Raw genomic sequence first — 25011 nt, forward strand, 5'->3', positions numbered from 1 at the left:
TGGCGGGAGTGTTTTTTTGTCTCTATACCTTGTAAAATAGTGGGTAGAGTTTCCTATTCTTTCACGATGAAATGAGGTTTAATCATGGATAGAGAATTACTGGAGCAGATCAACGTTTGGCATGCACAGGAAGACTATGCGCTCATCGTTAAACGTCTTGAGGCATTACCCGAATCTGAGCAAGATGCAGACACGATCGGACAGCTCGCAAGAGCCTATAACAATCTGGAAGAGTATCGTAAAGCCATCCAGCTATTAAACGCCGTCAAGGAACAAGGCATATCAGACCCGTTATGGCACTTCCGATTGGGTTATGCCTATTATTATATTGCTGAATACAAGCTGGCACAGGCGGCTTTTGAAGAAGCCAATCAACTTGAGCCCAATGATGAGTCTACCCTGGAATATCTGGACTGGATTCGCCCCAAAGCAGCTAAAATGGAGCAGGACCACATCCGCTGGCAAGCAGAGCAGGATGAATGGGAACAAAGCGGAACACTAAACCAGCTCCAGGCTGCTTCAGGAACGTATGACCCTGCAACGTTCTGGCAGCAGAGCGATTATGCACGAGATAACCATGTGTCTGCACCTTTTGACGAGGAATTGAAACAATCCATTGAACAGGAACTCGGATACAAACTTCCCGCTTCATATATTCAACTGATGAACAAACAAAACGGCGGTGTACCCGCGCGCACAACGTTCCCGACTCAAGAGGGTACAAGTTGGGCAGAGGATCACATCGCAATTACAAACATTAGCGGGATTGGCCGGGACAAAATGTATTCTCTCGGAGGTGAGTTAGGTAGCCGCTTCATGATTGAAAATTGGGGATACCCCGACCTCGGGATTGTCATCTGTGATTGCCCGTCTGCCGGTCATGATGTCGTCATGCTGGACTATCGCTTCTGCGGCCCTCAAGGCGAACCTTGTGTCGTTCATGTGGATCAGGAGAGCGATTATGAAATTACCTATCTGGCGCCTAATTTTGAAGTATTCGTTCGTGGTCTGCTGGATGAAGAAAACTTTGATCTACTTGACGAGGAAGGCTCTGACTCTCTTGATGAAGAACAAGCCATTACTGCTGTATTCACAGAGAACCAAAGCATGTCAACATTCTCTCAAGAGGCCATTGCCCCTTTTAGGTTCATTGATGCAGGAACCAGTTCCTATTCCGTGATTCTGAATGCAGGTACATATCTTCAAGACGTGTTTGACTCACGTGCAGATGAAGGTTTTGAAGGCGGTGGATACGATTGGGCCTCCCTTGCATCTGTGTTTCTTGAAGAAAAGATGCCACACCTGACTTCGGTTATTCGTTTCGATCCGGAAGCAGATATGTTCTGTGCTTATACAGATAACAAAGACGCTCTCATATCCTTTATTCTCGGGTTCAAGCAGGCCTGTGAGCAACATGGTCTTATTCTTGACCTTTTTTCAAGAGCGGAACTGGACTAAATAGAAGATAAGGAGCCCTTTTATGACAACTCGCATTTACTTCGCTTCCAATAGTGTCGGTCATGTCACGGAACATAATCTGCAGAAGGCACTGGATTACTTCAATCTTGGTGCGTTAGTCCAGTTCAAACGGACAGCTGAAGGCGTGATGGGGCAAACCCTGCTCGTTCAAACTACGCAAGGTGAGTATATTCTGAAAGGCAATCCGTTATACAACGGACAGTTTCAGGAAGAGCAGTTTTTCGTAGAGCAACTGGCGACGCGCACAACCATCCCTGTGCCTGTTCCCTATTGGATTCAGGAGGACACACAGCTATTGGGGTGGAGTTACGTAATCATGCCAAAGCTACCTGGGAGCCACTTGTATGATCCTGTTTTTCAAACGACTCTGACTTCACAAGATCATGAAGAAATTGCTGATGTACTGGCTGAAACGTTAGTCGAACTGCATCACTGGAAAGTTCCAGATGCCGGAGAATACGATCCAGTGGCAGACAAGATCATGCCTTTTGCCGGCTCATATCTGGACTGGCTATACGGAAGCATCCGCCACTGGTTACACGATGCGGAGAAGTACTCCGTGATTACTGACCATGATGTACGCTGGGTTGATGAGCAATTGAAGCAGTCCGAAGCTGCCTTTTTAGTCTCGACGGTTCATGAATTTGTTATGGGAGATTTCAAAGTCGAAAATTTTCTTATCCAAAAAGGTGATTCGCCTGCATCCTCGTGGAAAATCAGTGGATTATTTGATTTTACGACCGCTTACTTCGGCGATGGCACAGCCGATCTAACTAAAGTGACGGCAAGATACCTTCGGGAAGATCGGCCTGATCTGGCTACAAGATTTCTTCGCCATTACCGGGAAAACGTCTGTGCAGACGATGCGGAAAAATGTAAACATTTTCGTTCACGCCTTCTTATTCACCTATTGTATCAACGCATTCTATGGTGGGGTGAAGCGAAAGCCACCGGGCAGGTGACTTGGGATGCCGATCTGCCTTTTGCACAATGGACTAAGGAATATATCGAGAGTGTGCTCTCTTTGCTGGACTGAATGTTCTGAGGGAAAGACAGCGGCTGCAGGTGCTAAAGGAATACGTGAAGACCAGATGATCTGGATCAATAGTAGCGGGAGCCTGATGTGACAACACGAAGCGATAATAGCCAGTGATCCTAAGGATCACTGGCTATCTTTTGTTGCCCTATAGTAGACTCCATGTCTGCATGAGCTACCTCTAGTCACCCTCATACGAATGATCCACTGAGTTATATAGAGATCCCTTTATTGGAATTAAACCTGTGCAACAGGGGTCTCCTGATGTTTTTGCAAAAACTCAACCATTTTGCGGTAAACCAAAATTTCATTTGTTTTTCTGGAGAAACCGTGGCCCTCATCATCCAATACGATGTACTCCACGTCTACACCCTTTTCCTGCAGTGCGGCTACGATCTGGTCGGATTCAGCCTTGACCACCCTTGGATCATTGGCTCCCTGAATGACCAGCATCGGGTTCACCATCTGATCCAGATATGTGATCGGAGAATCCTTGGTTAAGCGCTCACGGTCACGCACTGGATCACCCAGCCAGTTATCCATCATCGGCTTCCAGTCCTCCGGTACAGATTCCAGGAAGGTAAACAGATTACATGGGCCAAAGATGTCGACTGCTGCACGGAACAGCTCCGGATGACGACCGGCAAGTAGCAGGGTCATATAACCTCCGTAACTTCCACCTACGACAAACAGTCGTTCCGGGGAGCTAATACCCTGATCAAATAACCATTGAATACCTGCAACACAGTCCAGTCTCGGCCCTTCGCCCCAATCCCGCTCAACCATCTTCACGAATTCCGCACCATATCCCGTGCTGCCCCGGAAGTTCGGAGCAAAGATATTGTACCCTTGCGCGAGCAACAGCTGGAACATCGGACGGAAAAACTTGGCTTCCGATGCCTGCGGCCCACCATGCGGCCAGAATACACTGTAACCGTTGGCCTGCTCCGGCTTCGCTTTGAACAACAGCGCTTCAATCTCCAGTCCGTCATAGGAATTGTAGCGCACCACATCCGGATATACGAGATCATCCGGGTTCAGACCAGTTACCCGATTGGCTGTTAACGGCTCCCAAGACTCACTACCCGCAAGAAGGCGATAGATGTTATGCGGCTGTACAGCACCGCGTCCAAGAATGTACACGTTACCCGCTTTGGTCACGTTCACCTGTTCAATCGTATCCAGAGGCATGTCTAACCGGCGAGGTTCTTTTGCACCCTTTTCCAGTACATACATGTGATACTCCGGCCCGGTCAGTGTCCAGATATATAACGTTTCAGATGCCTCATGCCAGCGAATTTCATCTACATCTTCACCCTCAATATGACACAACGCACGGAATTCTCCCGTATCTATGACATACTCAGCTACATAGGCATATGACGAATTATCGTTGGTAATCAGCAGCAAACGGTCATTCCCCGCAAACAGAACAAATGGCTGCTGACTCTGCCGCTCCGTAACCGGTACTATGGCATGAGATTCTCCGTTCCGGTGCAGATGGGCTGTCTGATACGTATTGGAATACATTTTCAAGATAACATAGGCTTCTTCATTCGGACTCACCGCGATCAGACTGCTGGTTACCTCTTCCCCTTGATACAACAGCTCGTCTTCCCCAGTCTCCAGGTCACGCCGGCGTGAATTCATATAATTCGGATTGCCCGAACTGGTGTTGTAGTACAAACGTTTTCCATCTTCAGATAAATGAGCATAATAACAGCGGTCACTTGGCTCTGCTGGCACAATAGGAAACGGAACCCCACCTTCCGGCGGCAACGCATAGAGGTGATAGTTCTCATTACCATCGTGATCAAAAGCGGTAAGCAGATGACGACCCTGAGGATCGGCTTTGATAAATTGACTGCTTTGGTTCAAATACGTCAATGGATACGGATAACCGCCAGGCAAGTCCATCGCCCAAATATTGGGCTGACCATTCAGGTTGCTGTCCATATACAGCTTCTTCTCGTCCGCTGATACGGCAAAATGTGAAATACGATACGTCTGGAAATACTGCTCTACATCCGGTTTCGGGAACTGAATCATGACAAACCTCCTTAAGATTAAACCTATGAATTTAACATTGGTAAATTAAGGTGCTATTTGTCCAGTTTATCGTTTCTTCCATCCTCTTCACAATAGATATGTGAGATTTAATTCCATTTATTTTTGTAGCTACCTCATGAATAAAAAGTCATATGCGGTTTGTCTTCACGATAATAATCTAACCGCTGCTTCAAGCTACCTGTATGCAATTCAAATAAATGCCCGTCCGGGTCTGTAAAATAAACCGATTTTCCATCCCGCGCATCTCGCGCTCTTCCGGGGAGAATATCAGCACCTGCGGCTCGCAGCTGCTCCACCGATGCGTCAAACTCTTCTTCTTTTACAGTAAACGCGATATGGGTATAGGTTCGTTCCGTATAATTACGGAGGACATCCTCCTGATTCAAAGCAATCCAAAGACCCGCCAGTTCGAAGTAAGCCAGCTTGCGTCCTTTCACCTGAATTCGGGCACCGAGAGCCTGCTCAAAGAACGTAATGGATCGCTCCAGATTCGATACAGAAAAGCACAAATGATTAATCCCCTGAATGTTCATATGGCTCCTGACACCTCCACTAAATGTAAGAGTTACATCCTTATTATGGTATATACTCCGTGTGAAAAACAAGCATTCTGCTCTGTCTCACTGCACCTTCTTCTGGGCGAACGCATAGGGTAGATTTATCAAGAAACGTTCGAGGAGGATGTCAAAACCATGAATCCTGTCTATCCATTTTACGGTGAAAAAACAGTGTGCAAGCCACAGAAGTTAGCTTTTCCGCCCCAGCATCAGGATCAGCAGCCCGGTCTGGAATCGCTGATGGTGCCTGAACCGATCAGTGAAGATCCTGCTTATATTGGCAGCTGCAAGCTTCAAGGCAAGGTTGCGATTATTACGGGCGGCGATAGCGGCATCGGGCGAGCGGCGGCAATTGCTTTTGCCAAAGAAGGTGCAGACATTGTCATCGCTTATCTATATGAACGAACCGACGCGGAATGGACACGAGACCGAATTGAAGAGCTAGGTCAGCGCTGTCTGCTCATCGAAACGGATCTGCGGCTAAAACCAAACTGTGAAGCAGTCATTCGAAAGACCCTCGAAACGTTCGGGAAAATCGATGTACTGGTCAACAACCACGCCGTGCAGTATGTACAGCAGAGTATTGTGGACATCACCGAGGAGCAGCTCTATCATACGTTTCAAACAAATGTGTTCTCGTATTTCTTCCTGATCCAGGCTGCTCTTCCCCATCTGTGCCAAGGGGCATCCATCATCAACACTGCCTCCATCACAGCCTACAAAGGCGATGTGCGGCTAATCGATTATTCTTCGACCAAAGGGGCCGTCGTCTCCCTCACCCGTGTACTCTCCCAATCCCTTGCTGACAAAGGCATTCGTGTAAATGCTGTGGCTCCAGGACCCATCTGGACTCCGCTTATTCCAGCCAGTTTCTCCGCTGAAGATGTGCAGGTGTTTGGCACCGATACGCCTATGGGGCGAGCAGGTCAACCTTACGAACTGGCAGCAGCCTATGTCTATCTGGCTTCACGAGATTCCTCCTATGTCACTGGCGAATGCATCCATGTCAATGGCGGCGATATGGTGACAACGTAAGGGATACTGACCTGAGTAAGTGTACATTCAAACGGCTTTGCTTATATTTTAAGTTCTTGCCCCTCGGTGTCAGGTTGAATTTGGGCGATTTGGCAGGAGATTGGCTTGTCCGCTGCGAAAAGGGTTAGAAGCTACACTCCGGTTAAACAACGGAATCTGACATCTTGCGACAAGGAGCTGACTGACCAATGAACTTCGATCCTCTATACCAACCTTATCCCTCGTATCGTGTGCCGGTCTATGCCAAACAAGGCATGGTTGCCACGTCGCAGCCACTTGCTGCGCAGGCAGGTCTGGATGTGTTGAAACAAGGTGGCAATGCAATCGATGCCGCCATCGCTACAGCGGCAGCACTCACCGTGCTGGAGCCGACCTCCAATGGCATTGGTGGCGATGCCTTTGCCCTCGTCTGGACGAAGGGCAAGCTGCATGGCCTGAATGCCAGTGGCCCCGCGCCTCAGAGCATTTCAATTGAGGCGCTACAGGCGGCAGGCCATACGGAGATGCCGAAGTTGGGGGTTGTGCCGGTGACGGTGCCTGGCGCACCGGCGGGATGGGCAGAGCTGAGCCGTCGATTCGGACGGCTCACGCTGGCGCAAGCGCTGGAACCGGCCATCCGCTATGCGGAGGAAGGTTATCCGCTCGCGCCGGGGCTGGCCCGCCACTGGGCACGGGCAGCCGAGGTCTATGCACGCCAGGGCGATGCGGAAGCAGGGCGTGCATGGTTTGAGACGTTTGCCCCTGGCGGGCGTGCACCCGCTGCGGGGGAACTGTGGCGCTCGCCAGGCCATGCGGCCACGTTGCGGCGGATTGGCGAGAGCGAAGCGCGAGACTTTTACGAGGGAGAACTGGCAGAACGCATTCACGCTTTTATGGCCGAGCATGGCGGTTACCTGACACGGGACGACCTGAAGGCTTATCAGCCGGAATGGGTTGATCCGATCTCCGTATCTTATCGCGGCTATGATGTATGGGAGATTCCGCCGAACGGGCAAGGACTGATTGCCCTCTCCGCCCTGAATCTACTGAAGGGATTCGACTTGGCCGAGAAGGAATCCGTACTCAGTTATCACCGGCAGTTGGAAGCAATGAAGCTGGCATTTGCCGATGGAGAGAAATACATTACGGAAGAACGTAAGATGGGCATATCCGTGAAAGAACTGCTGTCCGAAGCGTACGCCGCAGAACGGCGCAAGCTGATTGGAGACACGGCACGCGCACCGGAGGCCGGTGATCCGCGCGGAAGCGGAACGGTGTATCTGGCTGCCGCGGATGGCGAAGGTAACATGGTTTCTTTTATCCAGAGTAACTATATGGGCTTCGGTTCAGGGCTGGTTGTGCCCGGTACAGGCATTGCACTTCAGAACCGGGGACATAACTTCTCACTTGATCCGCAACATGCCAACGCACTGGAACCGGGTAAACGCACGTATCATACGATTATCCCCGGATTTCTGACACATGGCAGCGAGGCTGTTGGCCCGTTTGGGGTCATGGGCGGTTTTATGCAGCCACAGGGTCATGTGCAAGTCGTTATGAATACGATCGATCATCATCTGAATCCACAGGCCGCACTGGATTCTCCGCGCTGGCAATGGATCAAGGACAAAACGGTAATGGTAGAGCAAGGCTTCCCTCCTCACATAGCCCAAGCGCTTGCCCGCAAAGGACATGATATTCGAACAGAGCTGGATTCATCACAGTTTGGACGGGGGCAGATCATCTGGCGCAATCCGGATACAGGAGTGTTATGCGGAGGAACGGAAAGTCGAACGGACGGCTCGATTGCTGCTTGGTAGCAGATGGATAACGTATGAAAAGAATAAGCAAAGTGGAGCAAAGCAGGATTACTTGCTTCTGCTTCGCTTTTTTTTGTTTTTTACGATCTGCTCATTGCCAGCTTATAAGTTCATATAAGCCTGATTATGTAACACAATTGTAAAAACTATATATAATTCATGAAATAGATTTATATTTCTGTAAATTTTCAATATGAGTCATAAAAAAACTACATTTTTCGCCGATATAGATAAAGGGAAAAACTCGTTGCATAGATGATTGGGGTTCATCCATCTTCCAGTATATTTCCAGATCGATACATAAAAGCATACAGAAATGAGGGCATTTCAATGAAGAAAAATATGTATATCCGTATGGGACTCACTGTGGTTATAGCCCTAACACTGCTGATGCTAGCAGCTTGTTCAACTGGCTCTAAAAAGGCAGCTACGGACACAAAAACAAGAGTAGGGATTGTGCTGACAGAGGTCGGTCTGGGAGACCGCTCGTTCAATGATGCTGCTTTTAACGGGCTGGTCAAGGCCAGAGACGAGAAAAGCATTGTTTTTGACTACCGCGAACCGAGCAAAGATTTAACTGCGGAAGCTGCATTTGAGGAGTTTTCCAAAGAAAAATACGATCTTATTATTGGACTGAGCAATACCGTGATGGCAGATATGGAGAAGGTTGCTGCTAAATATCCTGACCAGCAATTCCTGTTAATTGATAGTCAGTCTGCCCTTCCCAACATTGCTTCCATCTCATTTCGTGCCGAGGAAGGTAGCTATCTGGCAGGTGTAATTGCAGCCATGGCATCCAAAGAGAACCATGTCGGTTTCTTGGGTGGAATGGAAATTCCGGTGCTCAAAAATTTTGAGCAGGGCTTCAAACAGGGCGTGCTTGCCGTTAATCCGAAAGCTGCTGTAGATATTGTTTATGCCGGTGACTTTGGAAATGCCGATCTCGGAAAACAGCTGGCTCAGAAAATGATTCAGGAGCAAAATGCCGACGTTATTTATGTGGCTGCTGGTCTTACCGGTGTTGGCGCACTGACGGAGATTCAAGCGCTTGGTAAATACGCCATTGGTGTCGATACGGATCAATTCTTTTTGGCGGAAAAAGCAATTCTTACATCTATGCTGAAAAATGTAGATGTCTCCATCTACAACGCCGTGAAGTCGTTTATTGAGAACAAACACACCTTCCCGAAAAAGGAAATCGTAGAAGGACTCGCCGAGAATGCTGTAGGCTTAACCGCATTGCATAACATCACACTGAGTGAAGAACAACAGCGAACCTTCGATGATCTGAAAGCCAAGATTTCTTCGGGTCAAATCAAAATTACAGTGAATCCATAACCCGCGATCCGAGGAGGTACGCCATATGAAATTACAGGGAAAACTTATTACTAATGCTCTGATCTCACTGCTTCTATGCCTTGCGCTGGTCGCATATATCATTATGGAACTGCTCAGCATGAATGCGAAAAATCAAAACCTGGTACCTGCCATGCTTAAGGTAAGTGAACTAAACTCCAATCAGATTCAGACCCAGCAGGCGCTGGATGTTTACTCTTTCTCCATGACAGCCGGCAATCAGGAAGCTGTACTGCTTCTCTTAAAAGAAGGCCAAGCTATGGTGAAGGAACTGACAGAGGGATTGCTTGAAACAGATCAGGAGCTACAGCTCATCCAAACCGTTCAAACGAAGCTGCAAGCGCTGGATCAGGGTGCTACCCAGGCAATGAGCAGCATGGACAGTGCAGAAGCCAAACGTTACAGCGCCCGGGTTCGAGGCATACAAAATGACATCTACTCGCTAAATGAGATAACGCGGGAGCGATACACGCAGTATACGTTAGACTTGGAGAGTGACATCCAAAAGACATGGCAGATTGCTCTTGGCGGGGCGGTTCTTTTGTTCATCGCCGTCATGCTCTTTAATATGTACACCTCACGTCAGATCGCCAAACGCATTCGTGTGATTAAGGATGCCGCCGGACATATCGCCAGTGGTGACCTGACTCAAATTCTGCCGGAACCTCGAGGGAAAGATGAACTGGATGATCTGAGTCGTTCCTTTGGGCAAATGACGATTAATATTCGCGGAATTATCCAGTCTATCGACACAGCTGGACAGCGAGTCGATCAGATGGCACAGGATATTGATCGCGGTAACGATACGGTACAAGCCATTGTGCAACAGGTGTCACGTACCACAGAAGAGCTGTCTGTAGGTAGCCAAAAGATAGCGGAGGATCTCAGCGAAACGGTCATGGTCGTGGACAAAATGCAGTCTACATTCGACAGTAACCTTCAGGCCACTGCACAATCTGCTACGGATGGACGCGATGTTCTAGCCACAGTGGAAGAGGGGAATAAGGCGATTGCAGAACAGCTACGACTCGCCGAGGTGAACCGCCAAGCCATGTATGAAGTAGAACAGACCGTGCTGGAGCTGGAAGAAAATGCAGCTCGCATCACTACAATGACAGGTTATGTATCCGAGATTGCCAAACAGACAACGCTTCTCTCCCTGAACGCCTCTATTGAAGCTGCACGTGCCGGGGAAGCCGGACGCGGATTCGCTGTTGTGGCAGGAGAAGTGAACAAACTGGCTGAGCAGTCGGCCCAATCGGTCAAACATATCTACGCAGCGGTTAACGAGATTACAGCCTCGATGGAAAAAGTAAAAAGTTCTGTGCTGCAAAGCATGCAGCTTTTTGGCGAGCAGGAACAAGCTACTGGACAAACGCAGCAATCCTTCTCGGCTATTCGCGAGAGTGTGGAGCGCATCAGTGAAGGAATTCAGCAGCTTGCCGAGGACATGACACAATCGAACAAACTTAGCTCACAGGTGCAACAGGCCATTGAAAATATCAGTGCGATCACCGAGCAGTCTGCCGCAAGCAGTGAAGAGATCACCGCTTCTACCGCAGAACAGCAACGTTCTTTCTCCGAAGCGAGTATCAAGGTCAAGTCACTTCGTGATATCAGTGCGGAGATGCATCAGGAACTCCAGCGCTTCCGTCTGTAAGGCAGATGGAGGACTGTCCGCTTTGACTTCAACATGGATTTACATTTAGACATCAAGAGGGAGCCCACCATCATTTGTTTGGGGCTCCCTCTTTTTGTTCTATATTAGTGCATTTGATTTAATATCCTACCGTAAACCGCGCTTGAACAAATTGCGGATCATCCAATTCATCCACCAAAGCTGCGGCAAAATCACCTACAGAAATGCTGCTTTCGCCCAGATCATCTGTAATGACACGATTCATACCAATCCGGAATTGACCAGTTCTCCGCCCTGTAGTTATCGTTGCTGCCGGACTCATATACGTCCAGTGAATATTCGATTCTTCAAGAAGTCCATAAGCATCCGCATGGGCTTGTGCAAGAGGTTTGATTTCCTCGGGGAATCCAGGCGTATTCATCAGCATTTCTCCTGAATCTGTCATTAGACTTCCTGCTCCGCCCACAACAAGCAGACGCCCGGCATTCGCACGACGCACGCCCTCAATCAGTGAACGAGTCACTTCCAGCAGCTCTTCTTGCTCACCAAACTTCGGCCCGTATGCACTCACAACCGCTTCTCGTCCTGCTGCAAAATCAGCAACCTGATCCGGGTTAAGCACATCCCCCTGCTCCACACGCAATCGCTCATGCACCATCTCCACCTTGGACGGATCACGCACGACTGCGGTCACCTCATGCCCTCGATCCATCAACTCCCATAGAATCGTCTTGCCAATCGCTCCGGTTGCTCCAAAAATCGTTACTTTCATATCTGAATCCCTCTTTTCTATCGATGTCATCTAATCAGCATACCGTTATTTTAATACTTAATCATCTTGTTATATACCTTAAACGGCTCACGCCATCTTAAACCGAATGAACACACTTGTAAACTCGTTCTCTCTATTCTTCTCTGCTCCATACGCTCCTCTCTAATAAAAATCATATCCATGCACACCAAAAAAGCCGCTTGGGCGGCTTCATCCACTTCATATTGTTCATCTTACCTTGGTGGATTATCTTGGGTGCTTATCCTGGCTGAGTTACTCTGTTTCGGGTTAGAAAATGAACTGCCTTTGCTGCCCAAATTCGCTCCGCATAGACCTCATGCTGCAGATCATCAATAATATGCAGCTCAAGTTGACCCTTATTCTCTACAGGTTCCTTGCAGTTCAGCATCTCCTGATACAAGCGTTCTGTCTGTTCCACCGGGCAGAGTTGATCGTTCCGGCCGTGAATGAGCTGCAGATCCACCTTACACAGTGCAGAGGCATAGGTTAACGGGCTTCTATCCCGCAGTTCAGATTCATTTTGCAACAATTCACCAATCTCAGCCTGCAAAAATGATCTCAGCTTCGCCCCACCACCCGCATACAATGCGCTCAGATCTGTAAACGGTGCACAGGCAACTGCGCTGCTCCACAGACTCGGATCTCTGCCTGCAGCCAGCAGTGCCAGATAAGCTCCATAACTGACACCGTACAGTGAAACTGCGGAATAAGAGCCTAATACCTGCTCCCGAACAATCCGAATAACATTCGCATCCACGCCACCCCAATTGTCCTGGATACGATGCTTATATTCAGAACCAAACCCTGAACTACCTGGATAATTCAGCCCAATCACCCTTACTCCAGCCTCAGATAAACCTGCAATAACCGGGCTGTAACTGTCCAAAAGGCAATTATGAGGCCCACCGTGAAGATAAATCACTGCCTGTTCTTCGCCTTCTGAATGAATGTCCATATAAGGAATGAACTCGTTCTCGTAGCAAATGTGCCTGTACTCTATCTTCGGTTGTTGTGTAAGCCCACTCACAAGTGTATCTCCATGCCCAACCGAAAGTGGAGTGATTTCACCAAAGGACTCAGATATCCCATACTTGGCAGGCACCGGAGCATTAGCAACTGACTCCAATTTACCAATCAGACTCTGCTTGTCTCTGCTGTAAACTGCTTGTGTTAACGTGCCCTGGTAATCCCTCAGCTCAAATGTCTTTTCCCCATCCAGCGTGTACTGAACGTATTGCCACTTCCCGTGAATTACTCCCTCGCATAAGACATGCTGTTGATCCGCATCCAGCTGTACACGAATCAGCTCAGAGAACGGCTCACTGCGTTCCGAACATCCATGAATAACACCCTCCTGATCTCTGATCCAGCCAGGCTGAAAACCATGTTCCACCGGAATGCACATAGCAATCCAATCACCCTGTTTGTCCATCACAGAATGAGCATACTCCTGATAAGGAATTTCCCGAGATGCCCCCGTGTCTTCCCCATAAAAGTACACTCTGCCAACACCACCCACATTGATGCCAATCTCCCGCGCAGGCTTAGCCCAGAACACAAATTGCGGGTTATGCAGTTCTGGAGTAACCCACTCGGCTTTTTCTTTTTCCGGTTCAAAAATCCCGATTTGTACAGTCCCCGAACGGTGCCTAACCGCAAAAAGCAGCTGCCACTGTTCATCTTGCCAAGCAACCTGCATCACAGGGAACGGTAAATTTAGAGACAACGTCTGAATTAGCCTGATCTTCTCCCGTTCTTTTTCAAATACATGAATCCACCTCTTTGTCTTCTGTCGCGTGATCACCACAATCTGATCTGTACCGGTGAATTGAATATGCTGCAGGGTCTGACCGGGCCCTGCCCAATGATCAGAAAGACGCTGTATGCCCTGAACATCACCCGCATCACTTAGCTCACACCAGTCACATGTTTGGTCATCATAACTCAGAACCATACTTGTCCGTTCCCTGTTCACACTCATTCGGTTCAGGAATGGATCGCCCAACCGGACTCCCTCCTCTCATACCAGTGCTTGAATTGCTCCCAGGAATCCAGCTGTAATTCCAGCTTGAGCGTAAGCTGATGCTGTGTTGCGGCCGCGGCGGGGCTCTCTGTTCCCAGGGCACTTAACGATTGCCGAATCAAACGAATTTGTTGCAGACTGGCTGCTGGCAGTCCGGCAATCAAGAGGCGATACACTTCTGCTGCACGTTCCTCATCTCCTTGCCGGATCAGCGTTCCAGCTACTTCAACTGCACGTTTCAGCAATTTGGAAGAAATCGAACCTGTTTTCAGTCGCAGCACCTGCATCAACATGTTGTATTCTAACTCTTGCTCACCGAGCTGCTGATATACTGTCATTTTTAGCTGGAGTATCTGCCCGACCCAACCCGAGTACACACCTGTACAGAGCTTCTCAGCAGTTATCAGTGTCGTTTCAGCATCCATGAGAAGTCCCGCCCGGACCTGCAGTCCTGCAATGTTTAGAGCCGTTTGAATCTGAAAAACATGGCGATCAGGACCAGCAGGAAGCTCACGAATTCGCATTCCGGCTCGCCTCTCCAGTTCTATTGCACGCGAGATATTGCCTTCCTGCATCTCAATTAATGCTTCCCCGTTATCCAGTGCGGCTTCTTTCCCAATGCGATAGACCTCGCTTAACTCCTCATCCTCCAGAACAGCCCGGGCTTGGGCATAACAATCTCTTGCCGCGGCGTAATCATCCCCATTTTTGGTCAATAACTGGCCCAGTTCAAACCATAGAATGGCCTGCTGCGCTGCCGATAATTGTTGAAATATGGAATTTTGATTAAAAAAGCGAAAACAAGCCTTGTACCGGAGCGGATTATCCGATTTGCACAACAAAATCCAGGCTAGCCTGTTATAGAGAGCCAGTGCTTTGCGTTGGGCTTTTCGTTGAACTTTATGTTGGAAATTGCCTGGACCTGTCTCCACTTGCACCTCATCGTCCCTGCCAGCTATTCGCACCTGTTCATTTAACAAATGTCGGGTCTGTTCCGGTGTATCTCTCACCAGAGAAATAGCCAGCTTCGGCACATTGTTAGAAGGGTTCAGTCTCAGGGGGAATTGGTGAAAAAATAACAATACACTAACGTCCTTTAATTTTTGACGATACAGCAGATGATGAATGGCTCCAAGATCTGCAGGGTGCAGACCGGAGACTACTTCAAGCAGAATCCATTTCCGTCCCCCCGGAGCCCAGCCCGCTCTATGGAATCGGAGCAATGCATTTTTGCAGGCCACAAGATCATCTATAGGGTTGACCGGGTTGAGCTGATAAATGAGCGGCAGTGTGTTGTAAGCATCATCAAGCAGGAGGTGAATGGCTCTCTCCTGCCAATGCATACTTAACTTCTGGAGTTCATCTTTCACAGCATCTGAACGTCCTTCAACCACAAATAGCCCTGGTTCATGACTCGCACGAAACCATTTACTTCTCAGGTCATGATATTCCGTACTTTCCAGCAAAACAGGCTTCATGAGGGCTCCCTCTCCTTGCTGATCCGGCATACGTGTATAAGTTCAGGCACCTGCTGTAGCGGAAGTGCACTCATCAATCGATAGCTCCCTTGATTGTTTGCATCGAGTGAAGCTTTAATCCGCTGTTCCGGGTTGGAACTGCACCGATGAAGGCTATGCGCAACAAGCCACCTGGCCCAGCCCTTGCGTTGTACAGCAGGTATGGTGAAGATATGTGACAAGAGTATGCTACCAAACTCATTACTTAGCAGGCAGCCTCCGATCTGCATTCCTCCTAACTCTACAAGTCCAGATCCATTCAATAGACGTCCATACATACCCTCATATATATCATCCACCGCTTGGCGGGCAGCTTGTATTCCGGGACACGTTGGATCACTGGATAGAAGCAGATGAGCCATGGCTTCCTCCTGCCCCTCTGCGGGTAGCCAGTTCCCGGCCTGATCCGGTATAACCGGAACAGGGATGTGCTCCAGATTACCATAGAACCGATATCGATGGGCAAGCACATCGGCCTTATATCCAATCTTTTCCCATGGAAACGAGGCGGGTGCAGTTACATAGATGGAGGAACAAGCCAACGTGTCCAATACAGATGTGATTCGCTCCTCCCAATATGTAAACGATGGAGCTTCACTCCATAGATCCAACATATACTGACCATGCCCCTGATCAAGCACTAGAACAGAAGAATGCTCTACTTTTTTTCCAGGCTCACTGGCATAGTATCGATTCCCGCCCTTTCCGGCTTCATGCTGACATTGCGGCAAGATATCAGATATGGACGTTAGCATCATACACCGTTACCTCCCTGTTCGGATCAAAACCTGAATACACCATGGGCTCATAAGAAACAGCAGGATAAAATCGACGAAGCAGGAAAGCATAGATTCCCATATATCCCGTCATGTAGTCTGGGGAGTAGGATTCCATATCCTCCAGCGGCCACATCCACAAGTCTGCCTGTCCATCACTTCGAAGCACGTACAGGCTCTGCGTATACTCTTTTAATTTGGCTTCATATCTGCCTGGGAAGCTCCGATTCGCCATGATCAGCACGTCTCCATTACCAGCGATCCCATGACACTGACCAAAAGAAGCAAAAATCGTCGATTGGGCTACTGCATCTGCGGCCTGTTTACCCAGTCTTAGACATACCGAATCTTGTAGAACTTCGGCTGCAGTCAGCAAAAATCGTGCAATCCCCGCTGAACCATTACACCAGTGAACCCAGAGAGCATCTGGCTTTTCGGGAGACGCAGGCCATAATCTGACACCGGTTTGTCCTTCGTAACTCGTACGTTCCAGCGTGTGCACAATACGCTTCACCGCCGAATAATAATCGTCTTTCCCCGTTAGCTTCGCTAAGGCAAGCAAGAAATAACCAATCCCGGCAATACCATGAGAAAATCCAAATGAATGATGGCTTTTTTTGTCCGACTTGTCCTTCACTTCCCATATACTCAGCCCATCTTCCATTTGCTTTTCCTGCTCTAAAATAGTTTTGCCGAGTTCATCGGCTCTTGCCAAAAGTTCGGTACATCCTCCAAGATGGTGTACCTCCAGCAGCATTAACCCCAAACCCGCTGCACCATGACTGATATTCGTTTGGACCGGGTCATGCCTTGTTATCTCCATGGCAAGACTTTCAGCAACGCGAAGTAGCGATTCATCACCCAGCGCATCTGCGGTCTGTGCCAGTGCCCAAGGAACCGCACCATAACCAAAATATAAGCTCACTGGCGTTTCTTCAGGAACATAAGGTGTATGATTTAATATCCACTCCAGTACTTTACGTGCGTACTGATGATACTGTCTGTTCTGCGTGATCTGACCCAGTTGATGAAAACCGTATACCATACCTGTCCAGCCAAAGTTAAAATTAGCCGGGTGGAACATCTTGCTCATACTATTTTCGGGATATAGCTGATGAGGGTTATTAAAATCAAGAGAATCATACAATTGGTTTGCCATAAGCTCGGATTGATGAAGCACTTCTGCTGCTGTCATCTCTGCCTCATTCATGCGTGAATCCTGTACTCGCCCTGTTGAATCGGCTTTCTCTTCTTCGCACATTTTGATTAGCTGTTCACGTATCTCGAATAAATCGTTATATCGTCCAGACATAATCTCGATCCCCAGACTTCCCAGCCTACGAAGCTGACTATCATTGAGATTGTCCAAATATGCTTGTCCCGCAGACAGATGAGACTGTCTGTACTTCAAATAAGGGTCAATCGATGAGGCCATATAATAATAAACAGCTCCCAAAGCATAGAGGTCATCCGAATATTCAGAACGCTGACTATGCTCTCTGCCTCGAGGCACATAACCAGGAGTATGTCCTGTTAATGGTTTTGCCTGACTTTTGCTGTCCCTTACATAAGCTAGCTCCAGATCAATCAGCCGCACACTTCCATCTGCCAACACCACAATATTGTTCGGCGTCAGGTCATTGATGACAATGCCTTTATCGTGAAAATGTTCCACAATATCCAGAATATCTAAGCCGATTCGGTAAAATTCTGCCTGATTGTAATCAGCAGCTACATGTCTGCGGTGGATGTACTCACGCAAGCTGATGCTCTCGAAGTATTCCAGAATGAGATACCGATTCTTTTCAACGCTGAATAGATCCATGGGCTGCGGGGTATACCCCGTAGCCTTCATCAGATCAAGCACACGATACTCGTTATCCAGATAATCATGGGCAGAACGTCCGGAACCATCAACACGCATGAGATGAACCGCTTCTTTCATCACAGCTTGCTCATTCCGGGAGGTGGAGACCAGAAATACGCCTCCTTTACCCGACTTTTTAAGCACCCGCTTTACACGGATGTGGCGTATTGAAAATTCATTGTTACTGGAATTGGACGGATTGCATGTAGCGTCATGATCCTTTTTCCATTGGGTCTGTATTCTCACCAGATTTTCCGGCTCATCTACCCACTCGGGCTTATATCTGCCAGGTGTTCTTTGGTCTTCCTCCAGCCTGCCTTCCAGGTTCTGGATGGCATATACTTTTGCGCCAGAGTAACGATCATAATAGAAGCGGCCAACAAAAGCTCCGTAGCGATAAAATACACATGAACTTCCCCGGTAAGCCCGATCCGTAGGGATCGACGGGCCTTTCAGATCATCCGTGCACGCATACATCTCCTCCAGCAATTGCATAAACTGTTCATCACTGCTTGCATAGATGGTCACACACTTCCCGGTCTGAGGTAGCGGTGTAGAACCATTGGATGTTTCAATTAATTTCAGCCCACTGCTCACTACTTTCCACATCACATCATACCTTGTCAGAATCGGCGTAATCCGGCGTAATAGTTCAGCTCCCTCTACAGGTATAACTGATAAATGAATTTTCCAGCCCTGTGCAGGTAGCGTTAATTTCTCCGGTTTAAAACAAATCCAATGGCCGTCATTCGACCATTGGATGGATTCGGGTAGATCCCGGATTATATTTTGCAAAGCGTTCTCAAAGGCGTCCTTCTTTTCAGTCAGGCTTGCTGATTTCAATGAGAATCACTCCTTTTGAAGTAGAGTAAGAGGGGGAGGTACAATTATTTTAGTTTAGTAATACGAAATCAAAGACTTATCTTTCGAATTATTCAGTGGTTCGAGACGATGAAGAGTATTAGGACTCTACAACGATCGTGCTTGAGCTTGTCCAGCTGCACACTGTACACAAGCTAGTTTCCTCGAACATGTTGTTATCCTCTTCAACCTCCAGAGCCATCAAATCCTGCACAGATAAAATTTCCTTGTTTTCCATGATAAATTACCTCCCATTTGTCTCCCCCTCTTAAATAAACCAAATTCTACATAAAATTTTAAATTCCTTCTTTTTAATTGAATTTTTTTACATAAATTATTCAATAAATCCATATATAGTTGTAATACCTGTCATAACTTTTATTTTTTTCACATAAAAAGGGCTAATCTGACATTATGTTCCAGACGAAACTGCGGTAGCACTACGTGAGGTATGTCCGACTCGATCTTCCCGAAAAGGTCTGACGAACAGGCTTGCCATCCCCATGAACACTACAAACATGCCGATACCCATGTACACCCAGGATGGATTATACGTTTCAATGAGCCATCCGCCCAATAACAACCCGAGAGGATTACTGATGCCGCTCATCAGCACCCCCATACTGTTCATGACACGCCCTCTTTTTTCTTCCGGAGTGGATAATAGAATGGACGTGATCAGCGGCACATTCACAAGTGCAAGTCCCAGCATTAACAGGAATGAACAAGCAATAGCAATGTACAAGTTAGGAAATACCGGCATGAACAGCAGGCTTGCACCTGAGATCAGATAACTGATCAGGAACCAGTGAGCGAGCGACAGACGTTTGGCGTATTTTCCACTGAGTAAGGAACCGACTACACTCCCCGCGGCAAAAGCCGACTGGAGAAGTCCATAACCTTGGGGCCCGGCTTCAAGCACCATATTGGCAAAAATCGGCGTGAAGATGTGTAGCGGCGCGCCCGCAAAGTTGATAATGGCTCCAAAGATAATACAACAGGCCAAGATCTTGCTTGAAAATAAAAAGGTGATACCCTGCATGCTGTCTTTGACAAATCCTGAAAATCCTTTTTGTTTGACAACTTTAGTGATAGGGATACGAATAAAAGCAATCGAGAGCGCTGACAGCAGAAATGTGATGGCATAGATGAACAGGATGGACTGTACGGAGATGAGAGAAATTAAAATTCCTCCTACGGCATAACCTAACAATTCAATCGTTTTGGAGGAAGAGTTCAGAAGTGCATTAGCTGGAGCAAGTTGCTCTGTCGGCTTGGGCAGAATGGCAGGAATAACGGTCTGCGTTGCTGGATTGAACATAAAACCGAGAATCGCAATAAGCAAATTGGCTGCATAGATGTGCCACGGAAGCATGGCATCCGTCAAAAATAAAATTGCAAGGATACAGGCGATCACAGCTCGCCATATGTCCGTCCAGATCAGTAATTTTTTCTTCGGCAGGCGGTCACTAATTGTGGCCAGCGGGATGCCCAGGAAAGCATAGATCAAGTATGGAAGCATGGGTATCAAAGCAGCGGCAAGCGCAGATTCAGTCAATTGCAAGATGTACCACATCGTCGCCATGGAAAATAAAATCTGTCCTGCACCCGAGACCAGCCTGCCCACCAGCAGCACCGTAAAGGAAGGTATTCGTAATACCGCAAGGTAGCTGTCTTCGCGAGTTTTATTGGTGTTATTTGTTTCCTTCTGGTTCATAACCCCCGCCTCCAATCTGAATCTCTTCACGATCATCCGCTTGTTGTAATCGGCCAACCAGACCCGATTCCTGTATTCTTCGTTGCATTTTGGCTTTGACTTGTTCCAGCTCTGCTGTATACTCGCGAATCTCGCCCAATAATGTCTGGTGTGTGCGAATGCCTTCCCGAATTAACATGGCTGTAGCATCCGAGCGGTTCTTGGCCAGTTCCAGAAATACCAACTGGTCGATCACATCGATCTCTTCCTGACTTAATCGGACGGAAACCACACCTTTGGTGCCTGAAAGATTTTTGGCAGCCCGCTTTACGGATCGCTCCACCATTTGATTGAACTGTATTTTCTGATTTTTGTTCAATGTATTTCCTCCATTCTTGCTTCTGAATGATGGGTATGAATCACGAAGGGTCATGTAGAGAAATGTAATGAGTAGTTTAATTTGTGTTCAGGGATTTGTAATTTGTAATTTGTAAATCGTAAATTGTATTTATTTTACATTATACGTGTAAAAATATGGTTGTAAAGCAAAAAAACCTTTGGTTTCCCAAAGGTTTGCGGTAACTATTTTGTTGACCTCTGTTATGTTCGACGGATTTACAAATTGTAAATTCTACTCTCCCTGCCTCCACCACATGCCTTCCGATTTCGGGCTCGTATATTCAAAGCCAAATTGAGCGTATAAGCGATCAGCAGGAACATCTGCCAGTAGACTGACCAAGCCCCGCGCAGGAACATCTGCTCGCAAATAGTTCATAATTTCAATCATGATCAGTTTCCCGTACCCCTTCCCCTGAAGATCAGGATGCACTGCAATGTCGACCACCTGAAAAAAACAACCGCCATCCCCAATGACACGCCCCATACCGATCAGAACATCTTCTTCTCGCAAACTTACCGCAAATAAACTGCGCGGCAGTCCAATCTCAGCCCCTTCCCGGCTCATCTCACTAAGCCCCGCGATCTTCCGCAGTGCCAAATATTCAACCGCAGCCGGCGGTGCATGTTCAATTTTCACCTCATCCATCCAATGCTCACCTTCCTGTTAGAATCTCTATAACCAGAATTAATTCTAAATCTTAGCTTTTAATTCCTTCATAACCTATGACATTTTTTCTGATGACTTGACCTCATGCCAAGATTCCAATAACAACACTGGTGGAATATACGTTGGCATCATCCATTGATAGGACAAATCTTTCAGCAACTCACCCAGCCAAAATTGCCCTTGATCATCCAGCTTCATTTTCCATCGCCCGCTAATCATCGTTTTTCCCTGATCCACAAGTTCACGGGCATCCTCATAGGCATACTCTTTTCCTTTGTTTTGTTCGATCGATTCAAGTGCTTGCTAATACAATCGTTGTTGTTCGTCTTCCTTCTCTTGGGTAAACTCGGAGTCATATACTACGTTGAAATTCAAACCTTTGAATTTATGTTCTTCCACCACTTGTTTGAATAGATCGGTAACGAACACCTCTACGGTGGCGGTCTCTTTTATTTTAAACATATATGTATCCGCTGGGATTTTAGAAAAATCAAACACTATGTTATCAAACCCTGCCCATGATCCGTCTCTTTTCCTCCTTATATCGGAACGATTCCAATCCACGCAGTCCAATACATTTGTAACATTTATTACATATAATTCTAGTTCATCATGCTTTAAAGGGAGAATCTCTACTTTCTTGGAGATGTAGGATTCAAGCACAGTTTTAACGTTTCCATTTATAATTGGTTTCCCTATAATCAAGCTAGGAAAGTCACTATGTCTTTTTTTGTACAATGTTTTCACAGTAGTTGGAGTCCAGATTCCACCTTTTATATCCCCGCTAAATCTTGAAGCCAACTCGTGATCCCAATCTAAAATCTGCAACTCCATACAACTATCTTTATGTCTTAGTTCATATAACTTCAAAAAATCCCCTCCTCATTTTTTCTTGATCCAATGATTCAACTGCTTGAATTCATCTACTTCCTGTGTAATAGTGAAAGAAGGCTTGCGTATAGCGTGTTCAGATACGTCAAGTTGGTTGTAAAGGAGGAAATATTGTGTTTCAACGTTGGTTGGATAACCTGTCATCACATCCCAATGCTACGTTTCTACTGCTTGGTGTTGTTGCATTGCTTCTGGTCGTTTATCTGTGGTCAGCCACAGAAATTCGTCGCAGCCATGCACGGCATATGCAGAGGTTACGAGATACATTATACATAAGCACAGGTCTATTGGGACAACTCACCATTTGGGAACAAAGAAAAAAGGAAACAAATGAACAGGAACATCACGAACTGTTAAAAGCAATGCAAGCCTGCAAAACAGCCTCTTGTCTCTCCCCACAGCTTCAAGATCAGATTCGTGACTGTGTTAAAAATGAGGATGCAGCCAGACTTACCTTGATGCATAAAGCACTTGAGCGGGAATGCACCGCACTATCGGACGATCTCAGCCGGAATAACAATTCGGTGCACTGGGGCCGTGCGATCTGGACTATCCTCAGGCCTGCTGCTGAACCTGCTGCATTAGCAGCCACTGCAATTTTGATCGGAAACCTGTTCTACACACAGCGGATTGCAGGTACGTCTGTAAATACCTGGGACAGCCTGTTGCCATGGATTCAGGCCATTTCCCTTATGCTTACGATACTCTATGGTTATTTGCTCTGGGCCAGTCCAAAGCGTGGCACATCAGGCACGTTGGTCAAATGGCTTACACTTCTGATTGCACTATGCTCTCTACTTCACCTGATCGGACTGGCCGCAGCTCCATATGCGCTCGCCTTGCAACTCATCCTGTTTGCCTCAGGCTTCGGGTTAACCGGATCGCGCTCCCGCAGTGAACGTCCATACGCTGGGTACACTGAAACAGATGACAATACCAGCAATATGGCTATGCCGGTACATGAGTCTGTTGAAGAGAATACCTCTTCTCCTGCTACACCCCGCAGATCGGGTTCGGCATCTGATAAATAAAAAGTTTAAAGGCAATTGCCAAAATTTCCACACTTCAAAGTTACAACATTTTTCTGCTAGTACACAGACGCAAACAAAAACGGCTGCCCCTAAGTCAACATGACGACAGGGACAGCCTGTTTATTTTTAGAAGTAACCATGTAACACAGATATAAAACTAAACTATCCTTTGGCACTCGTGTTTGATCCACGAACGGAACGGGCAGAGCTGCTTCTGGCCGTATTGCCGGATTTGGAGGCGCTGCCTGAGGATGTATTTTCAAAACGTTTGCGCTCGGTTCGCTCCATCTGCACAATCTGCCCCTCATGTACCACGATGTGCAATGAACCAAACTCCATGTCATCCAGTTGCCCGGCAATTCGGTTCAACCATACCTCATCCACTTTTAACGGCTTAGCCACTTGAGCCGCCTCCTCTTCTCGGGTTTACCACCCGTTGTATTCCTGTGCTCACCTGTATTACATAAGTTCAATTATAATTCATTCTTATCCAACCTATATACTTGGTCTATACAATATCAGGGCTTCCAGCAGCTGTCAATTGATATTTTGATCCCAATTAACAGCTGCCTTTCCGGGCTGTTTGCGTGTGCGCTTGATCCACGTTATGCCTTTTCTGAAACGGCTTTATGCCCAAGCCAGCTCTTGATCAGCAACGTAGCCAAGGCCAGAATCAACAACAGTGAAGCAACCGCGAAAGAAGCCGAAAACTGATATTCGTTATACAAAATTTCGACGTGTAGCGGCAAGGTGTTCGTTTCTCCGCGGATGTGACCGGACACAACCGATACGGCTCCAAACTCCCCCATAGCACGTGCATTACAGAGGATGATGCCGTAAAGAAGTCCCCATTTAATATTAGGCAATGTCACACTCCAGAAGATGCGCCACCCGGAGGCTCCCAGCGTTACAGCTGCTTCTTCTTCCCGGGTGCCTTGATCCTCCATTAGCGGAATAAGTTCTCTCGCTACAAAAGGAAAGGTAATAAACAATGTCGCAATCACAATCCCTGGCAGGGCAAAAATGATTTTGATATCATGCTCGGCCAGCCATGGGCCAAACCAACCGTTTGAGCCAAACACCAGGACAAAGATCAAACCGCCAACCACAGGCGAGATAGAAAAAGGAAGATCAATCAGGGTAATTAGCAGTCCTTTACCCTTGAACTGGAATTTGGTGATGACCCAGGCCGCCGCCACGCCAAAAATTGTATTCAACGGAACGGTGATTGCGGCAACCAGCAGGGTCAGCTTCAGCGCAGACAAGGCATCCGGTTCCGTCAGCGCAGCGATGTAAACACCCCAGCCTTGCTTCAACGCTTCCATAAGCACAATGACCAGCGGCAGGATCAGCAGCCAGACCAGGACGAGACTCGCAAGTCCGATCAGAAGCCATTTTACCCAAGGTGCTTCAGTTGTCGCGCGATTCGTACTGCGGCCGGTTTTTACAGGTGGAACAGCACTAAGGGGGACAGAACCCGCCATAGATACACCTCCTTCGGTTTGGGTTAGTGTGCCAC

At 47.6% G+C, this 25011-nt stretch carries 22 protein-coding genes; 7 read left to right on the top strand and 15 right to left on the bottom strand.

The features are described 5' to 3' along the window. Positions 1-84 precede the first annotated feature (84 nt). Both ACR8BL_RS14005 and ACR8BL_RS14010 read left to right on the top strand, forming a co-directional pair. A complete protein-coding gene (locus ACR8BL_RS14005; RefSeq protein ID WP_434748236.1) occupies positions 85-1458 on the top strand; it encodes an Imm51 family immunity protein in 1374 nt (457 codons plus the stop codon). Between the two features lie 22 nt (positions 1459-1480). Next, complete coding sequence (locus tag ACR8BL_RS14010) at positions 1481-2515, top strand: phosphotransferase family protein (RefSeq protein ID WP_434748237.1); 1035 nt, start codon at positions 1481-1483, stop codon at positions 2513-2515. A 237-nt stretch (positions 2516-2752) separates the two neighbouring features. Here ACR8BL_RS14010 and ACR8BL_RS14015 read toward each other — a convergent pair whose 3' ends face one another. Together ACR8BL_RS14015 and fosB are read right to left on the bottom strand one after the other, a co-directional pair. Then, positions 2753-4564, bottom strand: coding sequence for a S9 family peptidase (locus ACR8BL_RS14015; RefSeq protein WP_434748238.1), 1812 nt, complete (start codon positions 4562-4564; stop codon positions 2753-2755). Positions 4565-4698: 134 nt separating this feature from the next. Further along, positions 4699-5118 (bottom strand): metallothiol transferase FosB, encoded by a 420-nt coding sequence (fosB, locus tag ACR8BL_RS14020; RefSeq protein ID WP_434748239.1) that lies wholly within the window; start codon positions 5116-5118, stop codon positions 4699-4701. 159 nt (positions 5119-5277) lie between these two features. On the opposite strand from fosB, the gene ACR8BL_RS14025 reads away from it, so the two are divergent. The 4 genes from ACR8BL_RS14025 to ACR8BL_RS14040 all read left to right on the top strand — a co-directional run bounded on the left by ACR8BL_RS14025 (position 5278) and on the right by ACR8BL_RS14040 (position 10992). Further along, entirely contained in the window at positions 5278-6177 is a 900-nt protein-coding gene (locus ACR8BL_RS14025; RefSeq protein ID WP_434748240.1) for an SDR family oxidoreductase, read from the top strand. Between the two features lie 188 nt (positions 6178-6365). Then, complete coding sequence (locus ACR8BL_RS14030; RefSeq protein ID WP_434748241.1) at positions 6366-7976, top strand: gamma-glutamyltransferase family protein; 1611 nt, start codon at positions 6366-6368, stop codon at positions 7974-7976. Positions 7977-8306: 330 nt separating this feature from the next. After that, on the top strand, positions 8307-9314 hold the full coding sequence (locus tag ACR8BL_RS14035; protein ID WP_434748242.1) for a BMP family lipoprotein: 1008 nt from the start codon (positions 8307-8309) through the stop codon (positions 9312-9314). A gap of 25 nt (positions 9315-9339) precedes the next feature. Beyond that, entirely contained in the window at positions 9340-10992 is a 1653-nt protein-coding gene (locus tag ACR8BL_RS14040; protein WP_434748243.1) for a methyl-accepting chemotaxis protein, read from the top strand. Positions 10993-11110: 118 nt separating this feature from the next. Here the strand turns inward: ACR8BL_RS14040 and ACR8BL_RS14045 are convergent, their stop codons facing one another. The 11 genes from ACR8BL_RS14045 to ACR8BL_RS14095 all read right to left on the bottom strand — a co-directional run bounded on the left by ACR8BL_RS14045 (position 11111) and on the right by ACR8BL_RS14095 (position 22440). Then, positions 11111-11743, bottom strand: coding sequence for an NAD(P)-dependent oxidoreductase (locus tag ACR8BL_RS14045; RefSeq protein WP_434748244.1), 633 nt, complete (start codon positions 11741-11743; stop codon positions 11111-11113). Between the two features lie 259 nt (positions 11744-12002). After that, on the bottom strand, positions 12003-13769 hold the full coding sequence (locus ACR8BL_RS14050; protein WP_434748245.1) for an alpha/beta hydrolase family protein: 1767 nt from the start codon (positions 13767-13769) through the stop codon (positions 12003-12005). Beyond that, the gene (locus ACR8BL_RS14055) at positions 13751-15265 is read right to left on the bottom strand and encodes a hypothetical protein (RefSeq protein ID WP_434748246.1); all 1515 of its coding nucleotides are present in this window, start codon (positions 15263-15265) and stop codon (positions 13751-13753) included. The genes ACR8BL_RS14050 and ACR8BL_RS14055 overlap by 19 nt, the downstream gene beginning before the upstream one ends. Continuing rightward, entirely contained in the window at positions 15262-16062 is an 801-nt protein-coding gene (locus ACR8BL_RS14060; protein WP_434748247.1) for a hypothetical protein, read from the bottom strand. The genes ACR8BL_RS14055 and ACR8BL_RS14060 overlap by 4 nt, the downstream gene beginning before the upstream one ends. Beyond that, positions 16040-18790, bottom strand: a complete 2751-nt coding sequence (locus ACR8BL_RS14065; protein WP_434748248.1) for a lanthionine synthetase LanC family protein — start codon at positions 18788-18790, stop codon at positions 16040-16042. Before ACR8BL_RS14065 ends, ACR8BL_RS14060 begins: the two co-directional genes overlap by 23 nt. A 118-nt stretch (positions 18791-18908) precedes the next feature. Next, the gene (locus ACR8BL_RS14070; protein WP_353883072.1) at positions 18909-19046 is read right to left on the bottom strand and encodes a hypothetical protein; all 138 of its coding nucleotides are present in this window, start codon (positions 19044-19046) and stop codon (positions 18909-18911) included. A 174-nt stretch (positions 19047-19220) separates the two neighbouring features. Next, entirely contained in the window at positions 19221-20525 is a 1305-nt protein-coding gene (locus ACR8BL_RS14075) for an MFS transporter (protein ID WP_434748249.1), read from the bottom strand. Beyond that, positions 20503-20883, bottom strand: coding sequence for a hypothetical protein (locus tag ACR8BL_RS14080; RefSeq protein WP_434748250.1), 381 nt, complete (start codon positions 20881-20883; stop codon positions 20503-20505). The genes ACR8BL_RS14075 and ACR8BL_RS14080 overlap by 23 nt, the downstream gene beginning before the upstream one ends. 252 nt (positions 20884-21135) lie before the next feature. Beyond that, positions 21136-21549 (bottom strand): GNAT family N-acetyltransferase, encoded by a 414-nt coding sequence (locus tag ACR8BL_RS14085; RefSeq protein ID WP_434748251.1) that lies wholly within the window; start codon positions 21547-21549, stop codon positions 21136-21138. 75 nt (positions 21550-21624) lie between these two features. Further along, positions 21625-21807, bottom strand: coding sequence for a hypothetical protein (locus tag ACR8BL_RS14090; RefSeq protein WP_434748252.1), 183 nt, complete (start codon positions 21805-21807; stop codon positions 21625-21627). Positions 21808-21873: 66 nt separating this feature from the next. Then, positions 21874-22440 (bottom strand): imm11 family protein, encoded by a 567-nt coding sequence (locus tag ACR8BL_RS14095; protein ID WP_434748253.1) that lies wholly within the window; start codon positions 22438-22440, stop codon positions 21874-21876. 134 nt (positions 22441-22574) lie between these two features. On the opposite strand from ACR8BL_RS14095, the gene ACR8BL_RS14100 reads away from it, so the two are divergent. Then, entirely contained in the window at positions 22575-23492 is a 918-nt protein-coding gene (locus ACR8BL_RS14100) for a hypothetical protein (protein ID WP_434748254.1), read from the top strand. A gap of 162 nt (positions 23493-23654) precedes the next feature. Here the strand turns inward: ACR8BL_RS14100 and ACR8BL_RS14105 are convergent, their stop codons facing one another. Both ACR8BL_RS14105 and cysW read right to left on the bottom strand, forming a co-directional pair. Beyond that, a complete protein-coding gene (locus ACR8BL_RS14105; protein ID WP_434748255.1) occupies positions 23655-23894 on the bottom strand; it encodes a YezD family protein in 240 nt (79 codons plus the stop codon). A 203-nt stretch (positions 23895-24097) separates the two neighbouring features. Next, positions 24098-24976 (bottom strand): sulfate ABC transporter permease subunit CysW, encoded by an 879-nt coding sequence (cysW, locus tag ACR8BL_RS14110; protein WP_434748256.1) that lies wholly within the window; start codon positions 24974-24976, stop codon positions 24098-24100. Positions 24977-25011: the final 35 nt, after the last annotated feature.

The sequence above is a fragment of the Paenibacillus amylolyticus genome (assembly GCF_051136285.1).
Taxonomy (GTDB): Bacteria; Bacillota; Bacilli; order Paenibacillales; family Paenibacillaceae; genus Paenibacillus; species Paenibacillus amylolyticus_F.

Excerpts from the sequence above, each read along its gene's own strand:
- ACR8BL_RS14005 (WP_434748236.1), top strand. The coding sequence starts at position 85 with ATGGATAGAGAATTACTGGAGCAGATCAACGTTTGGCATGCACAGGAA.
- ACR8BL_RS14010 (WP_434748237.1), top strand. The coding sequence starts at position 1,481 with ATGACAACTCGCATTTACTTCGCTTCCAATAGTGTCGGTCATGTCACG.
- ACR8BL_RS14015 (WP_434748238.1), bottom strand. The coding sequence starts at position 4,564 with ATGATTCAGTTCCCGAAACCGGATGTAGAGCAGTATTTCCAGACGTAT.
- fosB (WP_434748239.1), bottom strand. The coding sequence starts at position 5,118 with ATGAACATTCAGGGGATTAATCATTTGTGCTTTTCTGTATCGAATCTG.
- ACR8BL_RS14025 (WP_434748240.1), top strand. The coding sequence starts at position 5,278 with ATGAATCCTGTCTATCCATTTTACGGTGAAAAAACAGTGTGCAAGCCA.
- ACR8BL_RS14030 (WP_434748241.1), top strand. The coding sequence starts at position 6,366 with ATGAACTTCGATCCTCTATACCAACCTTATCCCTCGTATCGTGTGCCG.
- ACR8BL_RS14035 (WP_434748242.1), top strand. The coding sequence starts at position 8,307 with ATGAAGAAAAATATGTATATCCGTATGGGACTCACTGTGGTTATAGCC.
- ACR8BL_RS14040 (WP_434748243.1), top strand. The coding sequence starts at position 9,340 with ATGAAATTACAGGGAAAACTTATTACTAATGCTCTGATCTCACTGCTT.
- ACR8BL_RS14045 (WP_434748244.1), bottom strand. The coding sequence starts at position 11,743 with ATGAAAGTAACGATTTTTGGAGCAACCGGAGCGATTGGCAAGACGATT.
- ACR8BL_RS14055 (WP_434748246.1), bottom strand. The coding sequence starts at position 15,265 with ATGAAGCCTGTTTTGCTGGAAAGTACGGAATATCATGACCTGAGAAGT.
- ACR8BL_RS14060 (WP_434748247.1), bottom strand. The coding sequence starts at position 16,062 with ATGATGCTAACGTCCATATCTGATATCTTGCCGCAATGTCAGCATGAA.
- ACR8BL_RS14070 (WP_353883072.1), bottom strand. The coding sequence starts at position 19,046 with ATGGAAAACAAGGAAATTTTATCTGTGCAGGATTTGATGGCTCTGGAG.
- ACR8BL_RS14075 (WP_434748249.1), bottom strand. The coding sequence starts at position 20,525 with ATGAACCAGAAGGAAACAAATAACACCAATAAAACTCGCGAAGACAGC.
- ACR8BL_RS14085 (WP_434748251.1), bottom strand. The coding sequence starts at position 21,549 with ATGGATGAGGTGAAAATTGAACATGCACCGCCGGCTGCGGTTGAATAT.
- cysW (WP_434748256.1), bottom strand. The coding sequence starts at position 24,976 with ATGGCGGGTTCTGTCCCCCTTAGTGCTGTTCCACCTGTAAAAACCGGC.